This window comes from Bradyrhizobium sp. UFLA06-06 (genome assembly GCF_054820065.1).
The window spans coordinates 44,148-65,107 of the sequence record NZ_JADFUD010000025.1 but is presented as its reverse complement, the minus strand read 5'-3'; the positions used below and the strand labels follow the sequence as shown (position 1 = coordinate 65,107).

The 20,960-nt window shown below is 66.6% G+C and carries 20 protein-coding genes; 5 read left to right on the top strand and 15 right to left on the bottom strand.

Annotation, left to right across the window (positions count from 1 at the left end):
• Nucleotides 1–32 precede the first annotated feature (32 nt).
• The 3 genes from IF803_RS21955 to IF803_RS21945 all read right to left on the bottom strand — a co-directional run bounded on the left by IF803_RS21955 (nucleotide 33) and on the right by IF803_RS21945 (nucleotide 3,447).
• Nucleotides 33–650 carry a hypothetical protein gene (locus tag IF803_RS21955; protein WP_461193444.1) on the bottom strand — a complete coding sequence of 206 codons (618 nt, stop codon included), beginning with the start codon at nucleotides 648–650 and terminating at the stop codon, nucleotides 33–35.
• Between the two features lie 118 nt (nucleotides 651–768).
• Nucleotides 769–1,329 (bottom strand): 16S rRNA (guanine(966)-N(2))-methyltransferase RsmD, encoded by a 561-nt coding sequence (gene rsmD, locus IF803_RS21950; protein ID WP_028341069.1) that lies wholly within the window; start codon nucleotides 1,327–1,329, stop codon nucleotides 769–771.
• 6 nt (nucleotides 1,330–1,335) lie between these two features.
• The gene (locus IF803_RS21945; RefSeq protein ID WP_461193443.1) at nucleotides 1,336–3,447 is read right to left on the bottom strand and encodes a pseudouridine synthase; all 2,112 of its coding nucleotides are present in this window, start codon (nucleotides 3,445–3,447) and stop codon (nucleotides 1,336–1,338) included.
• A 140-nt stretch (nucleotides 3,448–3,587) separates the two neighbouring features.
• On the opposite strand from IF803_RS21945, the gene IF803_RS21940 reads away from it, so the two are divergent.
• Nucleotides 3,588–4,034, top strand: a complete 447-nt coding sequence (locus IF803_RS21940) for a nucleoside deaminase (protein WP_244978690.1) — start codon at nucleotides 3,588–3,590, stop codon at nucleotides 4,032–4,034.
• Nucleotides 4,035–4,282: 248 nt separating this feature from the next.
• Here IF803_RS21940 and IF803_RS21935 read toward each other — a convergent pair whose 3' ends face one another.
• Nucleotides 4,283–5,188 carry an alpha/beta fold hydrolase gene (locus IF803_RS21935; protein ID WP_461193442.1) on the bottom strand — a complete coding sequence of 302 codons (906 nt, stop codon included), beginning with the start codon at nucleotides 5,186–5,188 and terminating at the stop codon, nucleotides 4,283–4,285.
• Nucleotides 5,189–5,308: 120 nt separating this feature from the next.
• Between IF803_RS21935 and IF803_RS21930 the strand changes: the two genes are divergently transcribed.
• Complete coding sequence (locus tag IF803_RS21930) at nucleotides 5,309–6,541, top strand: acyl-CoA dehydrogenase family protein (RefSeq protein ID WP_038388024.1); 1,233 nt, start codon at nucleotides 5,309–5,311, stop codon at nucleotides 6,539–6,541.
• A gap of 124 nt (nucleotides 6,542–6,665) precedes the next feature.
• Here the strand turns inward: IF803_RS21930 and IF803_RS21925 are convergent, their stop codons facing one another.
• Both IF803_RS21925 and purD read right to left on the bottom strand, forming a co-directional pair.
• Complete coding sequence (locus IF803_RS21925) at nucleotides 6,666–7,991, bottom strand: adenylate/guanylate cyclase domain-containing protein (RefSeq protein ID WP_461193441.1); 1,326 nt, start codon at nucleotides 7,989–7,991, stop codon at nucleotides 6,666–6,668.
• 47 nt (nucleotides 7,992–8,038) lie between these two features.
• Nucleotides 8,039–9,316, bottom strand: a complete 1,278-nt coding sequence (gene purD, locus IF803_RS21920; RefSeq protein ID WP_461193440.1) for a phosphoribosylamine--glycine ligase — start codon at nucleotides 9,314–9,316, stop codon at nucleotides 8,039–8,041.
• Nucleotides 9,317–9,481: 165 nt separating this feature from the next.
• Here purD and xseA point away from each other — a divergent pair, with 165 nt between their 5' ends.
• Nucleotides 9,482–11,104: an exodeoxyribonuclease VII large subunit gene (gene xseA, locus IF803_RS21915; RefSeq protein WP_461193439.1), complete on the top strand. Its 1,623-nt coding sequence runs from the start codon at nucleotides 9,482–9,484 to the stop codon at nucleotides 11,102–11,104.
• Nucleotides 11,105–11,120: 16 nt separating this feature from the next.
• Here xseA and IF803_RS21910 read toward each other — a convergent pair whose 3' ends face one another.
• Nucleotides 11,121–11,951: a dienelactone hydrolase family protein gene (locus IF803_RS21910; RefSeq protein ID WP_461193438.1), complete on the bottom strand. Its 831-nt coding sequence runs from the start codon at nucleotides 11,949–11,951 to the stop codon at nucleotides 11,121–11,123.
• Between the two features lie 186 nt (nucleotides 11,952–12,137).
• On the opposite strand from IF803_RS21910, the gene IF803_RS21905 reads away from it, so the two are divergent.
• Nucleotides 12,138–12,365: a DUF2093 domain-containing protein gene (locus IF803_RS21905; RefSeq protein ID WP_016848019.1), complete on the top strand. Its 228-nt coding sequence runs from the start codon at nucleotides 12,138–12,140 to the stop codon at nucleotides 12,363–12,365.
• A 14-nt stretch (nucleotides 12,366–12,379) separates the two neighbouring features.
• On the opposite strand, the gene lpxK is transcribed toward IF803_RS21905, so the two are convergent.
• The 6 genes from lpxK to IF803_RS21875 form a co-directional block, all read right to left on the bottom strand.
• Nucleotides 12,380–13,402, bottom strand: coding sequence for a tetraacyldisaccharide 4'-kinase (gene lpxK / locus IF803_RS21900; protein WP_461193437.1), 1,023 nt, complete (start codon nucleotides 13,400–13,402; stop codon nucleotides 12,380–12,382).
• Complete coding sequence (locus IF803_RS21895; RefSeq protein WP_050384218.1) at nucleotides 13,395–14,729, bottom strand: 3-deoxy-D-manno-octulosonic acid transferase; 1,335 nt, start codon at nucleotides 14,727–14,729, stop codon at nucleotides 13,395–13,397. The genes lpxK and IF803_RS21895 overlap by 8 nt, the downstream gene beginning before the upstream one ends.
• The gene (locus IF803_RS21890; RefSeq protein WP_028341079.1) at nucleotides 14,692–15,405 is read right to left on the bottom strand and encodes a lysophospholipid acyltransferase family protein; all 714 of its coding nucleotides are present in this window, start codon (nucleotides 15,403–15,405) and stop codon (nucleotides 14,692–14,694) included. The genes IF803_RS21895 and IF803_RS21890 overlap by 38 nt, the downstream gene beginning before the upstream one ends.
• Nucleotides 15,402–15,650, bottom strand: coding sequence for a DUF4170 domain-containing protein (locus tag IF803_RS21885; RefSeq protein ID WP_016848023.1), 249 nt, complete (start codon nucleotides 15,648–15,650; stop codon nucleotides 15,402–15,404). The genes IF803_RS21890 and IF803_RS21885 overlap by 4 nt, the downstream gene beginning before the upstream one ends.
• A gap of 130 nt (nucleotides 15,651–15,780) precedes the next feature.
• The gene (locus tag IF803_RS21880; protein WP_028341080.1) at nucleotides 15,781–16,590 is read right to left on the bottom strand and encodes a 3'(2'),5'-bisphosphate nucleotidase CysQ; all 810 of its coding nucleotides are present in this window, start codon (nucleotides 16,588–16,590) and stop codon (nucleotides 15,781–15,783) included.
• Nucleotides 16,577–17,965: a TldD/PmbA family protein gene (locus IF803_RS21875; protein WP_028341081.1), complete on the bottom strand. Its 1,389-nt coding sequence runs from the start codon at nucleotides 17,963–17,965 to the stop codon at nucleotides 16,577–16,579. The genes IF803_RS21880 and IF803_RS21875 overlap by 14 nt, the downstream gene beginning before the upstream one ends.
• 274 nt (nucleotides 17,966–18,239) lie before the next feature.
• Here IF803_RS21875 and IF803_RS21870 point away from each other — a divergent pair, with 274 nt between their 5' ends.
• Nucleotides 18,240–18,764, top strand: coding sequence for a DUF6101 family protein (locus IF803_RS21870; RefSeq protein WP_461193436.1), 525 nt, complete (start codon nucleotides 18,240–18,242; stop codon nucleotides 18,762–18,764).
• Nucleotides 18,765–18,980: 216 nt separating this feature from the next.
• Here the strand turns inward: IF803_RS21870 and ubiA are convergent, their stop codons facing one another.
• Together ubiA and IF803_RS21860 are read right to left on the bottom strand one after the other, a co-directional pair.
• Entirely contained in the window at nucleotides 18,981–19,913 is a 933-nt protein-coding gene (gene ubiA, locus IF803_RS21865; RefSeq protein ID WP_461193435.1) for a 4-hydroxybenzoate octaprenyltransferase, read from the bottom strand.
• A 10-nt stretch (nucleotides 19,914–19,923) separates the two neighbouring features.
• Nucleotides 19,924–20,655 (bottom strand): hypothetical protein, encoded by a 732-nt coding sequence (locus IF803_RS21860; RefSeq protein WP_461193434.1) that lies wholly within the window; start codon nucleotides 20,653–20,655, stop codon nucleotides 19,924–19,926.
• Nucleotides 20,656–20,960: the final 305 nt, after the last annotated feature.

Here is a 20,960-nt window from a genome sequence, read left to right as displayed (position 1 = left end):
AGCTTGATGGGTTTCGCTGCGCTCTACCCATCCTACGAATTTTGCCGAGTGAACACCTCCAGCGCCGTGCGCAACTGCGCGATCCATTCGTCGCCATCCTCGAACCCGCCTGCCGCGATCCGCTGGCAGACCTTATCGAGATCATCGCCGTCGGCCGCGTGCCTGCTGACTTGCCGAGTGATCGCGGCATAGCCGTCCACCAGCAGCACGAGGCCGGGCGCGCTCGCTGCAACATATTGCTCCCGCGCATCGCGGAACAGCCGGGACGCGTCGTCGTAGCGGCCGAGCGCAAGGTCGAAGGCCCCCACCATCCAGACGCCCGTTCCCTCGCGCAGCGGTGCGAGCCCCAGGCTCCGCACCAGCGCTAACGAACGTTCCGCAAGCTCGCGTGCGGCCAGCAGATTGTCCTGATTGATCGGCTTGTCGGACACTCTCCAGCCCGGCCAGCAATCGGCCGCCGCATTGAACGTCCAGCGCTGGACCATCATGAGCACTTCACGTTCGTCACCATCCTGCGCGCCGCGACGGCGTTCGATCTGGTCGGCGGCATCGCGCGCTGCGGCAAGCAGCGCCGCATCATCGCCGGCGCCGCGCAACGCCTTGACCTGCGTCTCCAGCTGACCGGCCAGCCCGGCAAGAGTGTCGGCCATGGTTCGCGCTCCGCTAGCGGTGATGAATCAGTATCGCGTAGGATGGGTAGAGCGCAGCGAAACCCATCATCTCTCCCGCGGCTCAGAAGTTGATGGGTTTCGCTTCGCTCTACCCATCCTACGGATTCGAAATCCTCAGGAACACGAACTCGGTGTCGTCATACGCCCGCCGCTCGAGCTCCTCGAAGCCATCGGGCGCCGCGAACGCCGCGGCCTTTGCCTCTTCCACCACAAGCAGCGCGCCCGTCGTCAGCCAGCCGCCGTCGCGCAGCGAGGCGAGCGCCTTGTCGGCGAGCCCCTTGCCGTAGGGCGGATCGAGAAACACCAGCGAGAACGGCTCGACCGGATGTGCAGGTCCAAGATCGGTGGCATCGCGCCGATAGACCTTGGTCGTGCCGCCGAGGCCGAGCGACTCGACATTGTTGCGCAGCAGCGCCCGCGCCTCGGCGCCATTGTCGACGAACAGCGTGAACCTGGCGCCGCGCGAGACCGCCTCGATGCCGAGCGCGCCGGTGCCGGCAAACAGATCGAGCACGCGCGCATCCTCAATCGGATTGTCGTAGGCGTGGATCAGGATATTGAACACGGACTCGCGCAGGCGGTCCGCGGTCGGGCGGATCTCGTGGCCCGACGGCGAAGCCAGGTTGCGGCCCTTCAGCCTGCCCCCAACGACACGCATTGACCGTTACTCGTCCTTCGGCGTGAGATCGCGCTTGCCGTGGTAGCCGCGCTTGGGACGACGCGGCGGGCCGTAGCCGCTGGCCTCGTCCTCGTTACGGGCACGCGCTTCCTCGCTGCCGGTGCGCTGCACCAGCACGCGGCGGCCCTTGCGGTCATTGATCGTTTCGCGCTTGCTCGGCTTCGGCTTCCTGGCGGGCGCATCGTCGCCGGCGGCGGCGTCACGCTGCTCCGGCCGCGCAAAGTCCGCACCCGCGATCTTGGCGATCTTCTCGCCGAGCTGCTCGCGCAGCACCCGCGTCTTGACCTCCTCGACCTTGCCCTCCTCGAGCTCGCCGAGCTGGAACGGGCCGTAGGAGATCCGGATCAACCGGTTCACCTCGAGCCCGAGATGCGCCATCACATTGCGCACCTCGCGATTCTTGCCCTCGCGGATCGCGAACACCACCCAGACGTTGGAGCTCTGGTCGCGCTCCAGCGTCGCGTCGATCGGCCCGTATTTGACGCCGTCGACCTCGACGCCACCCTTGAGCTGGTCGAGCTGGCCCTGCGTCACCTCGCCATGCGCGCGCACGCGATAGCGGCGCAGCCATCCGGTGTCGGGGTGCTCCAGTGTCCGCGCCAGGCCGCCGTCATTGGTCAGCAGCAACAGGCCCTCGGTGTTGAAATCGAGCCGGCCGATCGAGATCAGCCGCGGCAAGCCCTCGGGCAGATTGTCGAACACGGTCGGCCGCCCCTCGGGATCGGCATGCGTCGTCATCAGCCCGCGCGGCTTGTGATACATGAACAGCCGCGTCCGCTCGCGCGGCGGCAACGGCTTGCCGTCGACCGCCACGACATCGTTCTCGGTGATATCGAGCGCCGGCGAGTTGATCACGCGTCCGTTGACCGTGACCCGGCCCTGGGTGACGATCTCCTCCGCATCGCGGCGCGAAGCCAGGCCGGCGCGCGCCAGCACCTTGGCGATGCGCTCGCCGGTCTTCTTCGGCTTCGGCTCGGGACGCTCGCGGCGCTCGTCGTAGGAGCGTTCGCGATAGGCGCCGCGGCCGCCGAAGGCCGGGCGCTTCGCAAAGACCTTGCTGTCGTCTTCATTGTCGCGGCGCGGCCGGTCGGAGAAGCGGCCTTCGCTGCGCGGATGTTCCTGCCAATCGGTGCGGCCTTCGGGGCGCTCGCGGCGGCGATTGTCGCCACCAGCCTCGTCCCGCTCCCAGCGCGGCCGGCTGAACTTCGGCCGCTCATGGCGATCGCCCTGCTCGCGATCGTCGCGTGAGCGCGAGAACCTGGGCCGCTCGCCGCCGCCACGATCATCGCGCGGCCTGTCGTAACGCGGCTTGTCGAAATTGCGCGGGCCGTCGCGGAACGGACGCGAACCCCGCTCCGGACGATCGGAGCCGCCCTCGCGCTTCTGCCATGGCTTGGATTCGCCGCGCGGCGGCCGATCGCCAAAGTCCTTGCGCGGGCCGCGATCGCCACGATCACCCCCGCGATCCGCCGCACCGCGCTTGAACTTGCTGTCGCCACCGAATTTCCGCGCGGGCCGGTCGCCGCCGCGCGAGGGACGATCGCCGAACGATCGCTCGCCACGCGGCGTATACGGCCGCTTCTCGCCGTCGCGCTCGCGCGCCGCGTAAGGCTTGCGGTCGCCGAACTTCCGATCGGAAGACCGCCCCGCCGGGCGGGCATCATCGCGATCGCGCCGCGGCGCGCGGTCGTCGCGATTGAAGTTCGGGCGGTCGCCACGGGGCGTGTAGGGTCGCTTTTCGCCGCCGCGGTCTTCGCGCGGCTTGAACGTGCGCCTCTCGCCATCGCCGTCACGCGCGGGCCGATCACTAGGGTCGCTGTTGCGATCCCGGCGGAACGGCCGATCGCCGCGGGGGCGGTCGTCGCGGTTGAACCTCGGCTTGTCGCCGAACTCGCGGCGCGGCGGACGGTCCTCGCGATCGCCGCGGTAGGGCCGCTTTTCGCCATCACCCTTGCCGGCAAACTTCTTGTCGCCAAAGCCGCGCTTCGCAAACTTCTTGTCCGGGCCACGGGCGGCACCGGAGCGACCCTTGCCGCCGCCGGGTCGATCACGCCGGCCGCGCGGGGAATCGTTGTTTTTGTCGCTGTCGCGGGGCATGAATGTTCTCGCTTGGAGGTTCAATTGGGACGCAGGGCAACCGGCGATACGCGCGCCATCTGGGCGCGACTGACGCAAAACCGGCATCCACTTCTGCTGAAGGCGACGCTACTAGCAGGTTTCTTCCGATGATACGAGGCATGTCTGCCCCTTCTTTCATGGATCTGGCGCTAAAAACCGCCGAAAATGCCGGAAAAGCGGGCGAGGTTCCGATCGGATGCGTGATTGTGCGGGGCTATGAGGTGATCGCCACCGCCGGCAACCGCACCCTGACCGACCGCGATCCGACGGCCCATGCGGAAATCCTCGCGATCCGGCAGGCCGCCGAGGCCATCGGCACCGAGCGGCTGGTCGATTGCGACCTCTACGTGACGCTCGAGCCCTGCACCATGTGCGCCGGCGCAATCTCCTTTGCCCGCATCCGCCGGCTCTATTACGGCGCCGCCGACCCCAAGGGCGGCGCGGTCGAGTCAGGCGTGCGGTTCTTCGCGCAGCCGACCTGTCACCACGTGCCGGAGGTCTATGGCGCGGTCGGCGAGACCGAGTCCGCGCGCCTGCTGCGCGAGTTCTTCCGGGAGCGACGCTGACGAATCCGTAGCGCGGATGAAACGCAGCGCACTCTCTCCCCTCGTCGTCCCGGCGAAAGCCGGGACCCATAACCACAGGGTTGAGTCGTTAGAAAGCTGTGGCCCCAGCGTCGTGCAACAATGACCTTCGGTGGTTATGGGTCCCGGCTCCCGTGCGCAATTGCGCACTAGGCCGGGACGACATCGAGTGTGTTGCGTCATCGAGAGTCATATATTCACGGTCTCTTCGGATGACGGTACGCGCCGCATCACCCCGCCAGGAAAAACTCCCGCAGCAGCTTCGCCGTCGCCTCCGGCGCCTCCTCGGGCAGGAAATGCCCCGACGCCACCGGCGCGCCGCTGACATTGGTGGCCCAGGTCTTCCAGGTGTCGAGCGGCGTCGTTGCCGCGCTCGCAACCCCGGCATCGCCCCACAGTGCCAGCATCGGGACCGTGATCTTCTTGCCGGCGTCGACATCGGCCTTGTCGATCTCGTAGTCGGCATAGGCGCCGGCGCGATAGTCCTCGCACATCGCGTGGATGCGCGCGGGATCGCGGAATGGCGCGAGGTAGTGCGCGAGCGCGCGCGGATCGATCGCCTCCAGCGTCTTGCTTTTGGTCTGGCTCGCCATCTTCTCCTTGAGGAAGAATTCGCCATTGTTGGAGATCAGCGTCTCCGGCAGCGGATAGGGCTGCGCCAGGAACGCCCAGTGGTAGATCTTCAGCGCCGACAGGCGATTGAGCTTCTGCCAGTAATCATAGGTCGGCGCGATATCGAGCACCGCAAGCTTCGACAGCCGGCCGGGATGATCGAGCGCGAGGCGGTACGACACCCGGCCGCCGCGGTCGTGGCCGGCGAGCGCGAAATGCACATGCCCGAGTTGCTCCATCACCTCGACCATGGTCTTCGCCCAGGCCCGCTTGGTGTAGGGCGTATGATCCTTGTCGCTGTCGGGCATGTCGGACCAGCCATAGCCCGGCAGGTCGGCGACGATCAGCGTGAACCTGTCGTCGAGTTTCGGCGCAACCGTGTGCCACATCACATGCGTCGAGGAGAAGCCGTGCAGCAACAGCAATGGCGGGCCCTTGCCGCCGACGCGGGCGAAGATGCGGCCCTGCGAGGTGTTGATCCATTTTGATTCATAGCCGGGAAAAAGATCAGCGAGATCAGGCATCGGTAGCTCCTTCCCTGTCGCGGGCGCTGCTTCAAACTTTGTTCGGCGTTGCCGCTGGCTCAGGCCGGGTTTATGCCATCCTCAAGTCCTGCCAACAACAACATGAAACGAGGAAGTGCCATGTCGATCGACTTCGAAATCCCCGCCGAGGCCAAGGCGATCCGCGAGAAGGTTCGCAAATTCGTCCACGACGAGTGCATTCCGGCGGAAAAGGAACTCGACACCAAGCCGCTTGCCGAGGTGCTGGGACCGCTGCGGAAGAAGGCCCGCGCGCAGGGCCTGTGGTGCCCCTTCGTGCCCAAGGAGTACGGCGGTATGGGGCTCGGCCCGCTCGCCAACGCCCTGGTGCAGATGGAGCTCGGCGAGAGCATGCTCGGCGCGCTCTCGATGAACACGCAGGGACCGGACGACGCCTCGATGATGACGATCCTGGCGCACGGCACCGAGTACCAGAAGGAAAAATTCCTCAAGCCCCTGCTGAACGGCGAGAAGCGCATCTGCTTCTCGATGACGGAAAAGGCCGCCGGCGCCGATGCCACCGGCATGCAGACCACGGCCGTGAAGGACGGCAACGAGAACTACATCCTCAACGGCGAGAAATGGTTTTCCTCGTCGGCGAGCGTCGCCGACCTCGCGCTTGTGATGGCGAAGACAGATCCGAACGCGCCGCGCCACAAGCAATACTCGACCTTCATCGTCGAGCTGCCCAACCCCGGCTACCGCATCAAGCGCAACGTCGCCAACATGGCGATCGAGGGTCCGCATGACGACGTGATCCATGGCGGCCACTCCGAGATCGAGATCAAGGATCTGAAGGTACCCGCCGACAATCTGCTCGGCGGCGAGGGCAACGGCTTCAACATGGGTCAGCACCGCCTCGCCTACGGCCGGCTGCGCCACGGCATGCACAACGTCGCCAAGGCGCAGCGCGCGCTCGACATGGCGGCCGCCCATGTCACCAAGCGCTCGACCTTCGGGCAGTTGCTGGCCGACCGTCAGGCGGTGCAGTTCATGCTCGCCGACTGCGCGAGCGAGCTCTATATCGGCCGGCTGATGCTGCTGCACATCGCCTACAAGGCCGAGAAGGGCCTCGACATCCGCCAAGAGAACTCGATCGCCAAGATCTTCCACGCCCACATGGTGCACAAGGTGATCGACACCGCGATCCAGCTGCACGGCGCGCTCGGCTTCAGCCAGGATACACCGCTGGCGAAATGGTACACCCAGGTGCGCTCGCAGCGGCTGGTCGACGGGCCCGACGAGGTGCACAAGTGGAAGATCGGCAAGAACGTCATCAAGGCGTTCCGCGAGCACGGCACCACGGCGTCAGCGGCGGGCGGGGATCTGCTCTGACCACTTCGTCATTCCGGGGCGGCGCAACGCGCCGAACCCGGAATCTCGAGAAGGTGCCCACAACATCGAGATTCCGGATCGGCGCGCGATGCGCGTCGTCCGGAATGACGGCCTGGGGCGGGGCCTAGCCGCTCGCCGCAAACAGCTCCCATGTCCCGGGCAGTCCCTTCAGCTCGAACGCGCCGCGCTCGGCGAATTTCAACCCGGCGCCCGCGACCAGATCGGTCACCACGCGTGACACCAGCACCTCGTTCGAGCCGCACTGCGACATCACGCGCGCCGCGGCGTGGACCGCTATGCCGCCGATATCCGCCCCCCTCACCTCGATCTCGCCGGTGTGCAGGCCTGCTCGCACCGGCAGGCCGATCTGCCGCGCGGCTGAGCCGAACGCCAGCGCACAGCGTACGGCGCGGCCGGGACCGTCGAAGGTCGCCAGAATGCCGTCGCCAGTGCTCTTCACCAGATGGCCGCGATGGCGGCCGACCATCTGCTGCGCGAGTTGATCGTGATCGTCGAGCAGGCGTCGCCAACGATGATCTCCCATCACCGCGGCACTGCGAGTGGAATCGACGATATCGGTGAACAGCACGGTCGCAAGCACACGGTCGAGCTCGGCATCACCACCATCGCGATGGCCGGTGACGAATTCCTCGATATCGCCGAGCATCGCCTCGGTCTCGCCGACCCAATAGTAGTGATCGCAGCCGGGATATTCCACGTATTTCGCGCCGGGGATCGAGCGCGCGACGGCACGGCCGAGCGCCACGGGAACGCGGGCATCGCCCATCCGATGCAGGACAAGCGTCGGAGTCTGGAGCATCGGCAGGATCGTCGTGACGTCGATCGCGCGATTGAGAACGAGCAGCGTCCGCAACGCTCCCGGACTGCTCGACAGCCGCTCGAATTTCGCGATCTGCGCGATCACTTCTGCATTCGTTGCCTGGCTCGGCGCGACAGTCTTGACCGTGTCGCCCGAACCCCAGTTCTGCACGATCTCGTCGCAGCGCAGCTGCCACACGTCGTCCGGCAGGCGATCCTTCGAGCGGGCAAAGCTGCCGAGCAGAACGAGATGCGAAACGCGGTCCGGATAGGTCGCTGCAAACAGCACACTCATCGGACAGCCCTCGGAGAAGCCGAACAACACCGCCTTCGTGGAGCCGATGGCATCCATGATGGCCCGGACGTCGTCCATGCGCTGCTCGAGGGAGGGCGCGCCGGTCATCCGATCCGACAATCCCTGTCCGCGTTTGTCGAAGGTCACGACCCGGGCGAAGCGCGACAGGCGACGCAGCACGGCAGTGTAGCCGGGCATCTCGTGCATGAACTCGATGTGCGAGAACAAGCCGGGGACAAGGATGATGTCGACAGGACCATCGCCCATCACCTGATAGGCGATGCTCGCGTCGGCGCTTTGCGCGTAGTGCGTCTCGGGCAGTCTGAAATCGGTCATTCGAAGGCCCCCGCAGCGCGCCATTGTCGCCGCTGAGGCCGGATCGATCAACCCTTCTCCGCCTCCACCGCCTGCCAGGCGATATCGCGACGGCAGAAGCCGTCCGGCCATTTGATCCGATCGACGGACTGATAGGCGCGGTCGCGCGCCTCGGTCACCGTCTTGCCCATCGCGCAGACGTTCAGCACCCGCCCGCCATTGGCGATGATTGCGCCATCCTTCGCCACCGTACCGGCGTGGAAGATCTCGACGCCCTCGACCTTGGCGGCGTCATCGAGGCCATCGATCCGCGTGCCCTTGATGTAGTCGCCGGGATAGCCCTTCGCCGCCATCACCACCGTCAGCGCCGGGTCCGGATACCAGCGCAGATCGAAGTTCTTCAGTTGCCCGTCGATGGAGGCGAGCAGCGCCGGCACGATGTCCGACATCATCCGTAGCATCAGCACCTGGCACTCGGGATCGCCGAAGCGGACATTGTATTCGAACAGTTTTGGGCCCTGCGCGGTCAGCATCACGCCGGCATAGAGCACGCCCTTGAACAGCGTGCCGCGGCTCTTCATCCCGGCAACCGTCGGCAGGATGATGCGCGCCATGATCTGGTCGTGCACCTCTGATGTCACGAACGGCGTCGGCGAATAGGCGCCCATGCCGCCGGTGTTCGGCCCCTTGTCGTGATCGAACACCCGCTTGTGGTCCTGCGCCGAGGCCAGCGGGATCGCGGTCTCGCCGTCGCACAGCGCGAAGAAGCTGATCTCGCGACCCGACAAGAACTCCTCGATAACCACCTCGGCGCCGGCCGAGCCGAACGCGCCCTCGAACATCATCGCAATCGCGGCCTCGGCCTCGGGCAGCGTCTGTGCCACCACGACGCCCTTGCCGGCGGCGAGCCCGTCGGCTTTGACCACGATCGGCGCGCCCTGGGCGCGGACATAGGCCACCGCGTCCTTCGCATTGTCGAAGCGGCGATAGGCGCCGGTCGGAATGTCGAACTCGCTGCAGAGGTCCTTTGTGAAACCCTTCGAGCCCTCCAGCTGGGCGGCCTGCTTGCTCGGCCCGAACGCCTTGATGTCTTCAGCGGCGAGGTCGTCGACGATCCCGGCGGCGAGCGGCGTCTCCGGACCGACCACCACCAGATCGACCGCATTGCGCCGGCAGAATTCGATCACCGCCGCATGGTCGGCGACATCGAGCGCGACGCATTCGGCCTCGCGCGCGATCCCGGCATTGCCCGGCGCGCACCAGAGTTTCGTCACCAGCGGGGATGCGGCGATCTTCCACGCCAGCGCATGTTCGCGGCCACCGGAACCGAGCAGGAGGATGTTCATCTGTGTCGCCGATCAGAGGGGTTGTAACGCCATTTCGTCCGGTTTAGCACGCTCCCGAACCGCAGCAACACGCGGTTCGATCAGATGTGGATATGTGATTCGACGCCCGAAACGCGGCGTCCGGACCTTGCACACGGGGTCGAAAACCCCGATTCTATAGATCAGATGACCGCTGCTCCGAATCTCGTCAACGCGCCTGAATTCACCGTCTCGGAACTCTCCTCCGCCCTGAAGCGGACGGTGGAGGACCGCTTCGGCCATGTCCGTGTCCGCGGCGAGATTTCGGGTTTTCGCGGCCCGCATTCCTCGGGCCACTGCTATTTCGCGCTAAAGGACGAGAGCGCCAAGATCGAGGCGGTGATCTGGAAGTTCGCCCATGCCCGGATGCGCTTCAAGCCGCAGGAGGGCCTCGAGGTCATCGCCACCGGCAAGCTGACCACCTATCCGAACTCCTCAAAGTACCAGATCGTCATCGATTCGCTGGAGCCGGCCGGCGTCGGCGCGCTGATGGCGCTGATGGAGGAGCGCAAGAAGAAGCTCGCCGCCGAGGGCCTGTTCGACGAGGCCCGCAAGCAGCTCTTGCCCTGGCTGCCCGAGGTGATCGGCGTCGTCACCTCGCCGACCGGCGCCGTGATTCGCGACATCCTGCACCGGCTGGAGGACCGCTTCCCCCGCCGCGTGCTGGTCTGGCCGGTCAAGGTGCAGGGCGACGGCTCGGCCGAGCAGGTGGCGGCCGCGATCCGCGGCTTCAACGCGCTGCCGGAGGACGGTCGGATTCCACGGCCTGACCTCTTGATCGTCGCGCGCGGCGGCGGCTCGCTGGAGGACCTCTGGTCGTTCAACGAGGAGATCGTGGTCCGCGCCGCGGCCGAGAGCCATATCCCGCTGATCTCGGCGGTCGGCCATGAGACCGACATCACGCTGATCGACTTCGTCGCCGACAAGCGCGCGCCGACGCCAACCGCCGCCGCCGAAATGGCGGTGCCGGTGCGCAGCGAGCTGTTCGTCGAGGTTGCCGCGCTCGCCCGCCGCACCATGGTGTGCTGGCAACGCGCCCAGGAGGCCCGCCGCACCGAGCTGCGCGCCGCGGCGCGGGCGCTGCCGGCGGCGAACGAGCTGCTCGCGATCCCGCGGCAGCGGCTCGATCATCTCGCAGCGGGTCTGCCGCGCGGGCTGAAGGCCAATACGCACGCGCATTTCCGCCGCTTTGCCGCCAGCAGTTCGCGCCTCACCATCGGCGTGCTGCGCGGCCAGATCGCGCATGCGCGGCAGCGGCTCACCGCATCCGGCGAGCGCATCACGCTGTCGGCGCGTGCGCTGCTGCATCGCAGGCGCGAGCGCTTCAGCGGGCTCGAGATCCGGCTCAAGGCCTCGAAGCTCGCCAATGCCAAGGCCCAGCGCAACGCCATCGCCCGCGATCTCGAGCGCACCCACCGCCTCGCCGAGCGCGCCCGGCGCGCGCTGGTGACGACGATGCAGCGGCTCGAGGCACGCGTCGCCCATAGCGGACAACTGCTGTCGGCGCTGTCCTATCGCGGCGTGCTGGCGCGCGGCTTTGCGCTGGTGCGCGACGCGCACGGCCATGCCGTGCACTCCGCCGCGGCGGTCGGCCCGAACGCCGGCCTGTCGATCGAGTTCGCCGATGGCCGCGTCGCCGCCACCGCTGACGCCAATCAGCCCCCGGCAACGGTAGCGCCCGAGAGCCAGCCGAAGCCTCAGCCGCGCGAGGCAAAGCCGGCGGCGCCGAAGCGCGTCACCAAGCCGGTCGATCAGGGCAGCTTGTTCTAGCCCGGCAACGACTGTCTTAGCGCGACAGCCACTCGGCGACTTGCTTTTGCGCATCCTTGCGCGCGCCGGTATCGGTGCCGATGTGACCGCGCTCGGCGATCTCGGCATCGGAGGCCGCGACCGCGTGCAGCGGCAGGTTGGGCCGGTCGAAGTCGTGATAGGCCTCGGGATAGACCACGATCCGCGCCAGCGCGCTGCGGCCGCGGGCGCCGTCGACCATCTGGTGGCAGGCCGATGACGACGTCACGTCGTCGCGCGCGCCGATCAGCACCAGTGTCGGCACCCGCGCGCTCCAGCCGAGGCCGAACGAGGCGCGGCAATCTGGATAGAACGCGACCGCCGAGCGAAAATCCGGCTCGACGTTGCGCGACCACATCTGCGGCCGCACCGCCCACAGCAGGGCGGCGGCGCCGTTGCCCCAGCCGATCAGGCTGATGCGGCGCTTCGCCACCCATTTCTGCTGCACCAGCCATTGCCGCGCCGCATTGATGTCGGCGACCCGTGCACGGCGGGTCTGGACCTGATGCTCTTTGATGCGGCACTGCGGACCAAGTTCGCGCGAGCCGTAACTGTCCGGCAGCAGCACCGCATGGCCGGTCGTCAGCAATTGCTCGGCCCAGTCGCGATAGCGCGGCAGGACCGGCTCGGAACGGCCGGCGAGACCGCCGCAGCCATGCAGCGCGATCACGGTCGGGAACGGGCCGTCGCCATCGGGCCGGTAGAGCTGCGCGTGCAGCGTGACGTTGCCTTCGGGGATTTCGACCTGATGTGGGGCCGGGAGCGGCGCCGCGGCCGCGGCCGGCACGGCAAGCATGGCGAGGCACATGAAAACTGACTTGAGGCGCATCCGATCCGGCCGGCTCGTTATGGCGCTGCAAACACAGCGGACCACGGCCGCAAGGCTACCATGCGCCTCCGCCGCCAAATCATCACAAGTCGGTGGTTTAACGGGCGGACATGACACCCTATCTGTGATAGACGGTTTCATCGACATCCAGATGGCCTCGTTGGAGGCAAGGCGGAGAGCTCAATCGTGCTGAACAAGTTCGGTCCCTCGGGCCATGGCGAAGCACAGGTGCAATATCTCGACGGCGATTTCCGCGTGATCTCGCCCGGCACCTTTGTGCGTTGTGCCATCACCGACGTCCGGATTCCGCTCGACGAGCTGAAGTACTGGAGCGTCGACCTGCAGGAAGCCTACGCCACCCCGACCGCCGTGCTGCAGCGCCACCATCCCGGCGTCCTCAAGCCGCAGGCCTAGGCTCGACGCCGGGTTCATTTGCGCAAGCGCCTGTCCCGTGCCCTGAACAGCTGATCGGCCACCAGGCGCCGCAGCGCGTCGCCATCATCGAATTGCAGCGTCACCGCGAACGGCACGATCGCCTGTGCCCAGGCCGGCATCCCGTCCGGACCACGCAACCGCGCGAGATCCTTTTCCGTCGTCACCAGCGTCAGCGCGTCGCGACGCGCGTCGGCAACGAGCGCTTCGATCTCCTCCTTCGTGAAGGCATGATGATCGGCGAAAGCCTTGCTGCGCACGACGTCGACGCCGCTTGAGCGCAACGTGTTGAAGAAGCGCGCGGGATCGCCGATGCCGGCAAAGGCGAGCGCACGTGTTCCGCCCAGCGCCGCCAGCGAAGCCTGGTCCGGCTTCAGATGCGCCGACAGCACCGGCTTGCCGCGGGACGCGAGCTCGGCCGCAATCCTTTGCGCCGCGCTCCCCTCGCCGACCACGATCAGCGCGTCGGTCCGTTCCAGCTGCGACGCCAGCGGCGCGCGCAACGGTCCCGCGGGAATCACGCGGCCATTGCCGACGCCGCGCGTGCCGTCGATCACGATCAGGCAGGCATCCTTGGCCACCGAGGGATTCTGGAAGCCGTCATCCATCAGGATCACGCTGGCATCCTGCGCGCGCGCCAGCGCCAGGCCCGCGGCGCGGTCGCGCGACACCACGACCGGCAGGCTCGCCGCCATCATCAGCGGCTCGTCGCCGACATCGGCCGCCGTGTGGCTGTCGCGATCGACCCTGACCGGGCCGCCGAGCCTGCCGCCATAGCCGCGGCTGAGCACCACCGGCCGCTCGTCAATTTCGCGCAGCAATTTTGCCAGCGCCAGCACCGTCGGCGTCTTGCCGGCGCCGCCGACGTGGTAATTGCCGACGCAGATCACGGGAATGCCGGCATCGACGCCGGATTGCCGCATCCGCCGTGCGGCGACCGCGCCGTAAAGCGCGGCAAGCGGTTGGAGCAGTTGCGATGTCCAAGACGACGGCCGGTGCCAGAAGGCCGGCTCACGCATTGGCGGCTCCCATCTCGAGCCGCAACTGCAACAGATAGGGCTCGAGAGCGGTCACCGTGCGCTCCAGCGCGCCACCGAGCTGTTCGACGACGCGCTCGGAGGCCGCCAGCGAAGTGTCGCGTGCCGCGGAATCAGCAAGGAACTGGCCGAGCTGCTTGACCAGCGCTTCCCGATCATCAGCGCGGCGCGCGCCGCCGGCGCGATCGAGCGCCTCATAGACATCGGTGAAGTTGAACACGTGCGGGCCGTGCACGATCGCCGCGCCAAGCTTGATCGCCTCGATCGGATTCTGGCCACCATGCGCGACCAGCGAGCCGCCCATGAACACGATCGGCGCGAGGCGATAGAACAGGCCGAGCTCGCCCATCGTATCGGCGACATAGATATCCGTCGTCGCGACCGGCAGATCCTCGTGCGAGCGCAGGCCGGGGCGCAGGCCCGCCTCCGTCACCAGCCGCGCCACCGCCTCGCCGCGCGCGGCATGCCGCGGCACGATCACTGTCAGCAGGCCGGGGAAGAATCCCGCGAGCGACTTGTGCGCCTCGATCAGGATCTCTTCCTCGCCGGGATGGGTCGACGCGGCGACCACGATGGCGCGGCCGCGGGTCACCGACATCAACCGCTCCAGCTTGGCCGGATCGGCCGGCGGCGCCGCGACGTCGAGCTTGAGGTTGCCGGTGACGACGACGTTGTGGCTGCCGAGCGCGGCAAAGCGTTCGGCGTCGGTGTTCGACTGCGCGAGGCAGATGTCGAACCGTCCGAGCAACGCGCCGATGGTGTTGGAGACCCGGCGCCAGCGCGGGAACGAGCGCTGCGACATCCGCCCGTTGATCAGCACCATCGGCAGCCGCCGCGCGGCGCTCGACAGGATCAGGTTCGGCCACAAATCGGATTCGATGAACAGCGCCAGCGACGGATGCCAGTGATCGAGGAAACGCGTCACATAACGCGGCGAGTCGTACGGCACGTATTGATGGATGACGTCGGGCGGAAAGCGCTTGGCGACGATCGCGGCCGAGGTCACCGTGCCCGAGGTGAGCAGGATGCGCAGATTGAGCGCGCGCAGCCGCTCGATCAGCCCGGCCGCCGCCAGCACCTCGCCGACGCTGGCGCCGTGAATCCACACCAGCGGGCCCTGCGGCCTGGTATCGGCGCTCACGCCGCGCCGCTCGCCGACGCGTTCGGGATCTTCCTTGCCGAGCTTGAGCCGCCGCTTGATCAGGGCAGGCGCGAGCGGCACCATCGCGGACGACAGCTTGCGGTACACACGCAACGTCATCGGTAGCGAGCTAGCCAAGCGCTGCCTCCGGCCGCCCGACCGCTGCATAGGCACGTCGGGTCGCTTCGTTGAGAAGTTCCTCCACGTGCTGCCGAAGCTTTTCCATCGTCGCGGCGTCGGCGTCGGGCGGCACATAGACCGGCTCAATACCTACCACTGCGCCGCGCCCGAATGGCAAATTGATGGTGGTCGAATCCCAGTTTTTCAACCGGATGAATCGGCTGGTGACCATCGCAAAGGGCATGATCGGCCGGCCGGTCTCCCGCGCCAGCATGATGGCCCCGAGGCCTGCCACCCGCGCCCGCTTCGGCACGTCGGCGGTGGTGGCCATGTTGCAGCCGTCTTCCAGCGCCCGAACCATCTCCAGGAAGGCGCCGACGCCGCCCTTGCGATGGAACGCGCCGGAATGATCGCCGGAACCTCTGATCGTGCCGATGCCGAGCCGCTCCACCGCGAGGGCGTTGAATTCACCGTCGCGGTGGCGGGAGATCAGCACCTTGGCGCGATAGCTCTCCTTGGTCTTGATGAACGGCGTCATGAAGTGCTGGCCGTGCCAGAACACGAAGATCGCCGGCATCAGGGGCTCGACGATCCCGTACACGTCATGCGGCTGGTAGCTGAAGCGGTTGGTGTACCACACCAGCCTCAGATACTCGGCCGCCAGCACACCCAGCGCGCGCTGCACGAAGCCGCTGCGCAGCAGATCGCGAAAAAGTCGTTTCAATGGGAATGCTTTGTGTCCTGCTCAGGATCGAGCAACCGGTGGAGATGAACGACGAAATAGCGCATCTGGGCGTTGTCCACGGTCTGCTGCGCCTTCGCCTTCCAGGCTGCATAGGCGGTCGCATAGTTCGGGTAGACGCCGACGATCTCGACTTCGTCCAGATTCTTGAAGGTGTTGTGCTCGAGATCGGTCAACTCGCCGCCGATCACGAGGTGAAGCAGCTGGGGCTGGGCATTGTCTGACATGATGGTGGTTTTCCTAACGAGATGCCCGGCAAACAAATGAAGTCGTGGTCGTCACAGGTCTGGTCGTCACAAGGCTGTCGCAGCAGGTCTGGTCGTCACAATCGGAAACGCGGCGCGGATCGGCGGGGCCTCACGGCAAAGGACGGCTGCGGAAATGCTCGACAATGCGTGCATGACGTTCGCGTCCTGCTGCCACCAGCACCCCATGCGTCACCTCCCGGCGATTGTACTCAATCGCGTCCCCCGAGAGCGCAGTCATCTTACCACCCGCTTCCTGCACGATCAAATTCGCGGCGGCAAGATCCCAGTCGCGGCTTTGCCCGCCCGCAAAGGCCGCGTCAAGTCGACCTTGTGCTACACGGCACAACCGCAGCGCCAGCGATCCGATCCGCGGATAGAGCGTGATCTCGTCCGGCGTCGGGCTGAGCCGCTGCACCAGCGGCTTCGGTCCCGCCATCCGTGGAAAATTGAAATCGGTGCCTGCGGTTGCATGCACCGCGCCGTCGTTCAGGGTGGCGCCCTGTCCGCGGGCGGCGAAGAAGAATTCCTCGCTGACCGGTGCATACACCGCCGCGAGCACCGGCGATGCATTTTCAACCAGCGCCACACTAACGCACCAATCCTCGCGACCGGCGAGATAGGCGCGGGTGCCATCGATCGGATCGACGATCCAGGTGAAGCGCCTGCCAAGCCGGGAGTCGTTGTCGGCGCTCTCTTCCGACAGCCAGCCATAGCCGGGCGTTGCCGAACGCAGCTGCTGCTCCAGGAGGTCGTTGACCGCGATGTCGGCCTCGGAGACCGGCGAGGACGCGCCCTTGATCCAGTTCTTCAATTCGGTGCGGAACAGCGACGAGGCGAGCCGGCCCGCTTCCTGCACCGATCTGATCAGCAAGGCGGCATCGCGCGCCTTGGTCCAGTCGTCCGTATCAGCGTCCGCCAAGCGTCAGGCCCTCGATGCGCAGCGTCGGCGAATTGACGCCGTAGCGGAATTCCAGATCGTTGGCGGCGACCAGCGACTTGAACATCGGCAGCAGATGGCCGGCGATGGTCACTTCGCTGACCGGATAGGTGATCTCGCCGTTCTCGATCCAGAAGCCGGACGCGCCGCGGCTGTAATCGCCGGTCACGCCGTTGACGCCGGAGCCGATCAGGTCGGTGACATAGAAGCCCTGCTTGATGTCGGAGATCAGCTCCTTCGGCGTCACCGCACCGGGCTCGAGATGCAGATTATACGTTCCAGGCGACGGCGAGGACGACACGCCGCGATGCGCATGCCCCGTCGTCACGAGGCCGAGCTCGCGCGCGGTCGCCGAATCCAGCACCCAGGTGGTGAGCACGCCCGCATCGATCAGCGCCGTCTTCTTCACCCTGACGCCCTCGGCATCGAAGGTCTGCGAGCGCAGGCCACGCACGCGCAAGGGATCGTCGATGATGCGGATGTCCCTGGAGAACAGCTGCTCGCCGAGCTTGTCCTTCAGGAAGCTGGTCTTGCGCGCGATCGAGGCGCCGTTGATGGCGCCGACCAGATGGCCGACGATCGAGCCGGCGACCCGCGGATCGAACACCACCGGCACCTTGCAGGTCTCGACCTTGCGCGGATTGGACCGCGCCACCGCGCGCTCGCCGGCCTTGCGGCCGACGGTGGCAGGTGAATCGAGATCGGAGGCATGCGGCGCGCTGGTGAAATCGTAGTCGCGCTCCATGCCGGTGCCCTCACCGGAAATCGCCGTGGTCGAGATGCCGTGGCTGGAGCGCAGATAAGAACCGTGGAAGCCGGTCGACGTCACCAGCACCATGCCGCCGATCCCGGTCGAGGCCGACGCGCCGCCGGACTTGGTGACCCCCTTGACCGCGAGCGCCGCGGCCTCCGCTTCGATCGCGCGCTGCTCCAGTTCGGCCGTGCTCGGAACCTTGCGATCGAGCAGATCGAGATCGGGGAAATCGCGGGCGTGGAGCGCCGGATCGGCGAGACCGACATATTTGTCGTCCGGCGCCACGCGCGCCATCGCGACCGCACGCTCGGCAAGCTTGGCGACCCCGTCGCCGCTGACGTCATTGGTCGACACCACCGCCTGGCGCTGGCCGACGAACACCCGCAGGCCGACGTCATCGCCTTCGGAGCGCTCGGTTTCCTCGACGCGGCCGTCGCGCACCTCGACGCCCTGCGAGACGCCGCGCACCGCGATGGCATCGGCCGCATCGGCCCCCGCGCGCTTTGCGGCATCGACCAGGCGCTGCGCGAGGTCGCTCAGGCCCGATTGGTCGAACAGATCGGAGGTATCGCCGTGTCGCGATGCAGATGGTGAAGAGTTCACGAACGAATTCCTGCGGATTGAGGGGGGCCCGGAACGAGGTCGACAGATCCACCAGATGTGCCGGTTTCACAGGGATTTCAAGCACTTTGCGCCGGCAGGCAACAAAGATTTGAGTGATCGGGGCAAGGCTTCGTCAATCATGCGGGCCAACCTCTTGTCAATCATGGCACGAGGTGAGGAGGGATTAACCAGGCTTTTTAAGGGGGAACGGACATCGCTCGGCTAGGCTCTCACACAACGACCGGGAACAAAATCCCGGCGGGGAGACAGAGCTTTGAGGCGTCAAACACCAACAAGCGGAATCAATTCCGCCGGGTCGAGCTGCGCATTGCGGCTCGACCCTCTTTCCCTTCCGCTCAGCTTCCACGCGCAGGACGCGCGCGCGGATGGCGGCATGCGGCAGGTCGAGCTTCATCGCGAACATGTCGTGCTGCGCCGCGCCGTTCTCGGCATGCGGATGGCGGTCAATGTTCGCGTCAGCGACTTTCTCGGCGTCGCGGTGCGCGGGATCGACGACGCGCAGATGCTGGTGCTGGTTCACCGCGATCCCGCGCTCAGCATTCCGCTCGGCGCCAGTTCGGATGCCGAGGAGATCAGCTCCGCCTGGCAGATGTGGAGCGACATCTTCCGTCTCCCGCAACTGACCGAGCCGGCGCCGCGGACGCCCTCCCCGCGCCGCCGCCGCCGCAACGCGATCCGCGCGCGGAGGCCGAAATTCCTGGTCCGCCGCCGCGCGGGCTTCCGGCCCGATGGCACCAGCGTACATCGCGGCGAACGCGAGATCATCGCGCGGGATTAGTTTTATCGTTTCTTCGTACACAGCTCGCCTCACAACCGCTGTCGTCCCTGCGAAAGCAGGGACCCATACGCCGCAGCGGACGTTGTGGAGACGCGACTTGTCGTTCCAGCCTCGCTCAACAATGAATGTTGGTGGTTATGGGTCCCTGCTTTCGCAGGGACGACACCGAATGTGTGGTTCGGCCGGTGAGTCAGACATCCGCGTGAGGGAGCGCGGCTACGCCGCGCGCAGCACCGCGTCGACGACCAGGCTCGCGAACAGGATGAAGCCGGCGTCGCGGTTGGACTTGAAGATGCGCAGGCAGAGCGCGCCATCGCTGATGTCGAGCCGCCGGACCTGCCAGGCGAGATGCAGCGCGAACGCCGCTAGCCCAATCCAGGCCGGCCAGCGCGCCCCCGCGAGTGCGAATGCCACGCCGATCAAGAGCACGGCGAGACCATAGAAGATCACGAGCGCACGATGGGTGCGTGCACCGAACAGGCGCGCGGTGGATTTGACGCCGATCAGCGCATCATCCTCGGCGTCCTGATGGGCGTAGATGGTGTCGTAGGCGATCACCCAGGCGATCGATCCGGCGTAGAGCGCAATCGCGGCCAGATCGATGCGCGCGAGCGTCACCGCAAATCCCATCAGCGCGCCGTAGGAGAAGGCGAGGCCGAGCACGACCTGCGGCCACCAGGTGATCCGCTTCATAAACGGGTAGATCGCGACGATCAGAAGCGAGGCGATGCCGGTCATCACCGCGAAGCGGTTGAACTGCAGTAGCACAAAAAGCCCGATCAGCGCCTGCAGGACCATGAAGACCACCGCCTGCGTCACCGTGACCTGCCCGGCGGGGATCGGCCGCGACCGCGTGCGTTCGACCTTGGCGTCGAGATCGCGATCGGTGATGTCGTTCCAGGTGCAGCCGGCGCCGCGCATCACGAAGGCGCCGATGAAGAACAGCAGCACGACGAGCGGCAGCGAGCGGACATCATGCGCGACGCCGGCGGCAAGCGCCGCCGACCACCAGCACGGCATCAACAGCAGCCAGGAGCCGATCGGCCGGTCGTAGCGCGCAAGCCGCAGATAGGGCCGCGACCAGACCGGCGCATGGGTATCCACCCAGTTGCCTGTGGAGTCGGCAACGCGGGTGGAGACATCGCTCATGGGTGATCCATCAACGGGTGAGGACGTTGCCGTTCAGCGTATCGAAGGTGCTGCCGCCCTTCTTGGTCGGCGTCGCTTCCGGCAGCGAGGCGGACGAGCCGAGCACGTCGCTCAAGCTCGGCCCCGCAGGCCCGCGCGGCTGCGCCGCCGCCTGCTCCGCGACATTGCAGACCTTCTTCAGCAGCGCTTCGGTATTCTTGTGCCCGGCCTTGAGCTGGTCGGCGATCTGCGGCGGAATTCCGCACTTCTGCGCGTTGGTGTCGACATATTTGATCATCTTGATCTCGGCCTGGCTGTAATTGCCGATCAGCTTGCAGGCCTCCTGGGGGCTGGCGTGGCGATCGCTCGCCGCCTTGATCGCCTTGCCGCGCTTCTCCGCATCCTCACGCAGCGGCGTGAAATTCTTCATGCAGGCGTCGGCGGCACCACCACCCGCACCCGGCGGGGGCGGCGACGACACCCCGCCACCGGCGATGGGGGCCGCGCCACTGCTCGGAAATGCCGACGGCGTGGCACCGACCCTGGCCGCCGGCGCGCCATTGACCGGCGGGAACGCGGAATCCGAGGCGGTTCCGGCCTGGCTTGGACGCATGCCATTGACCGGCGGAAACGCGGGGTCGGACGCGGTGCCGGCTTTACCGCCCTGATTGGGCAACGGGGCCGGAAAGGCGCTCTGCGCGGCGGCTTGCCCCACGGACAGGGCGGTCGCGGCAACGGTCAGCACGATCAGTCGGCGTATCATCGAGGGTGTTTCTCCGGCAAAAGGTCCAGGCAACCCCAGCGCAACAAAAACGAAGCAACGAATTTTGGGGGCGTTTTACGATTCCTGTGAGGGCTTAACAACCCGTCGATTTGGGCGACAGCGCGGCGTAGGGCCACACCGGCCACATTAAATTGTTCCCCGATTCTAAGCCTTTAGGCTACGAACGGCGGTAAAACCGGACCATCAAATTTGCCTGAACGCGATTTTCGCAAGGCCTCGGTTTGGATTAACGGCCCACGCCGCGCACGGGCGACCGAAAAGCAAAAGGGGCTGCGTGCAAGCGG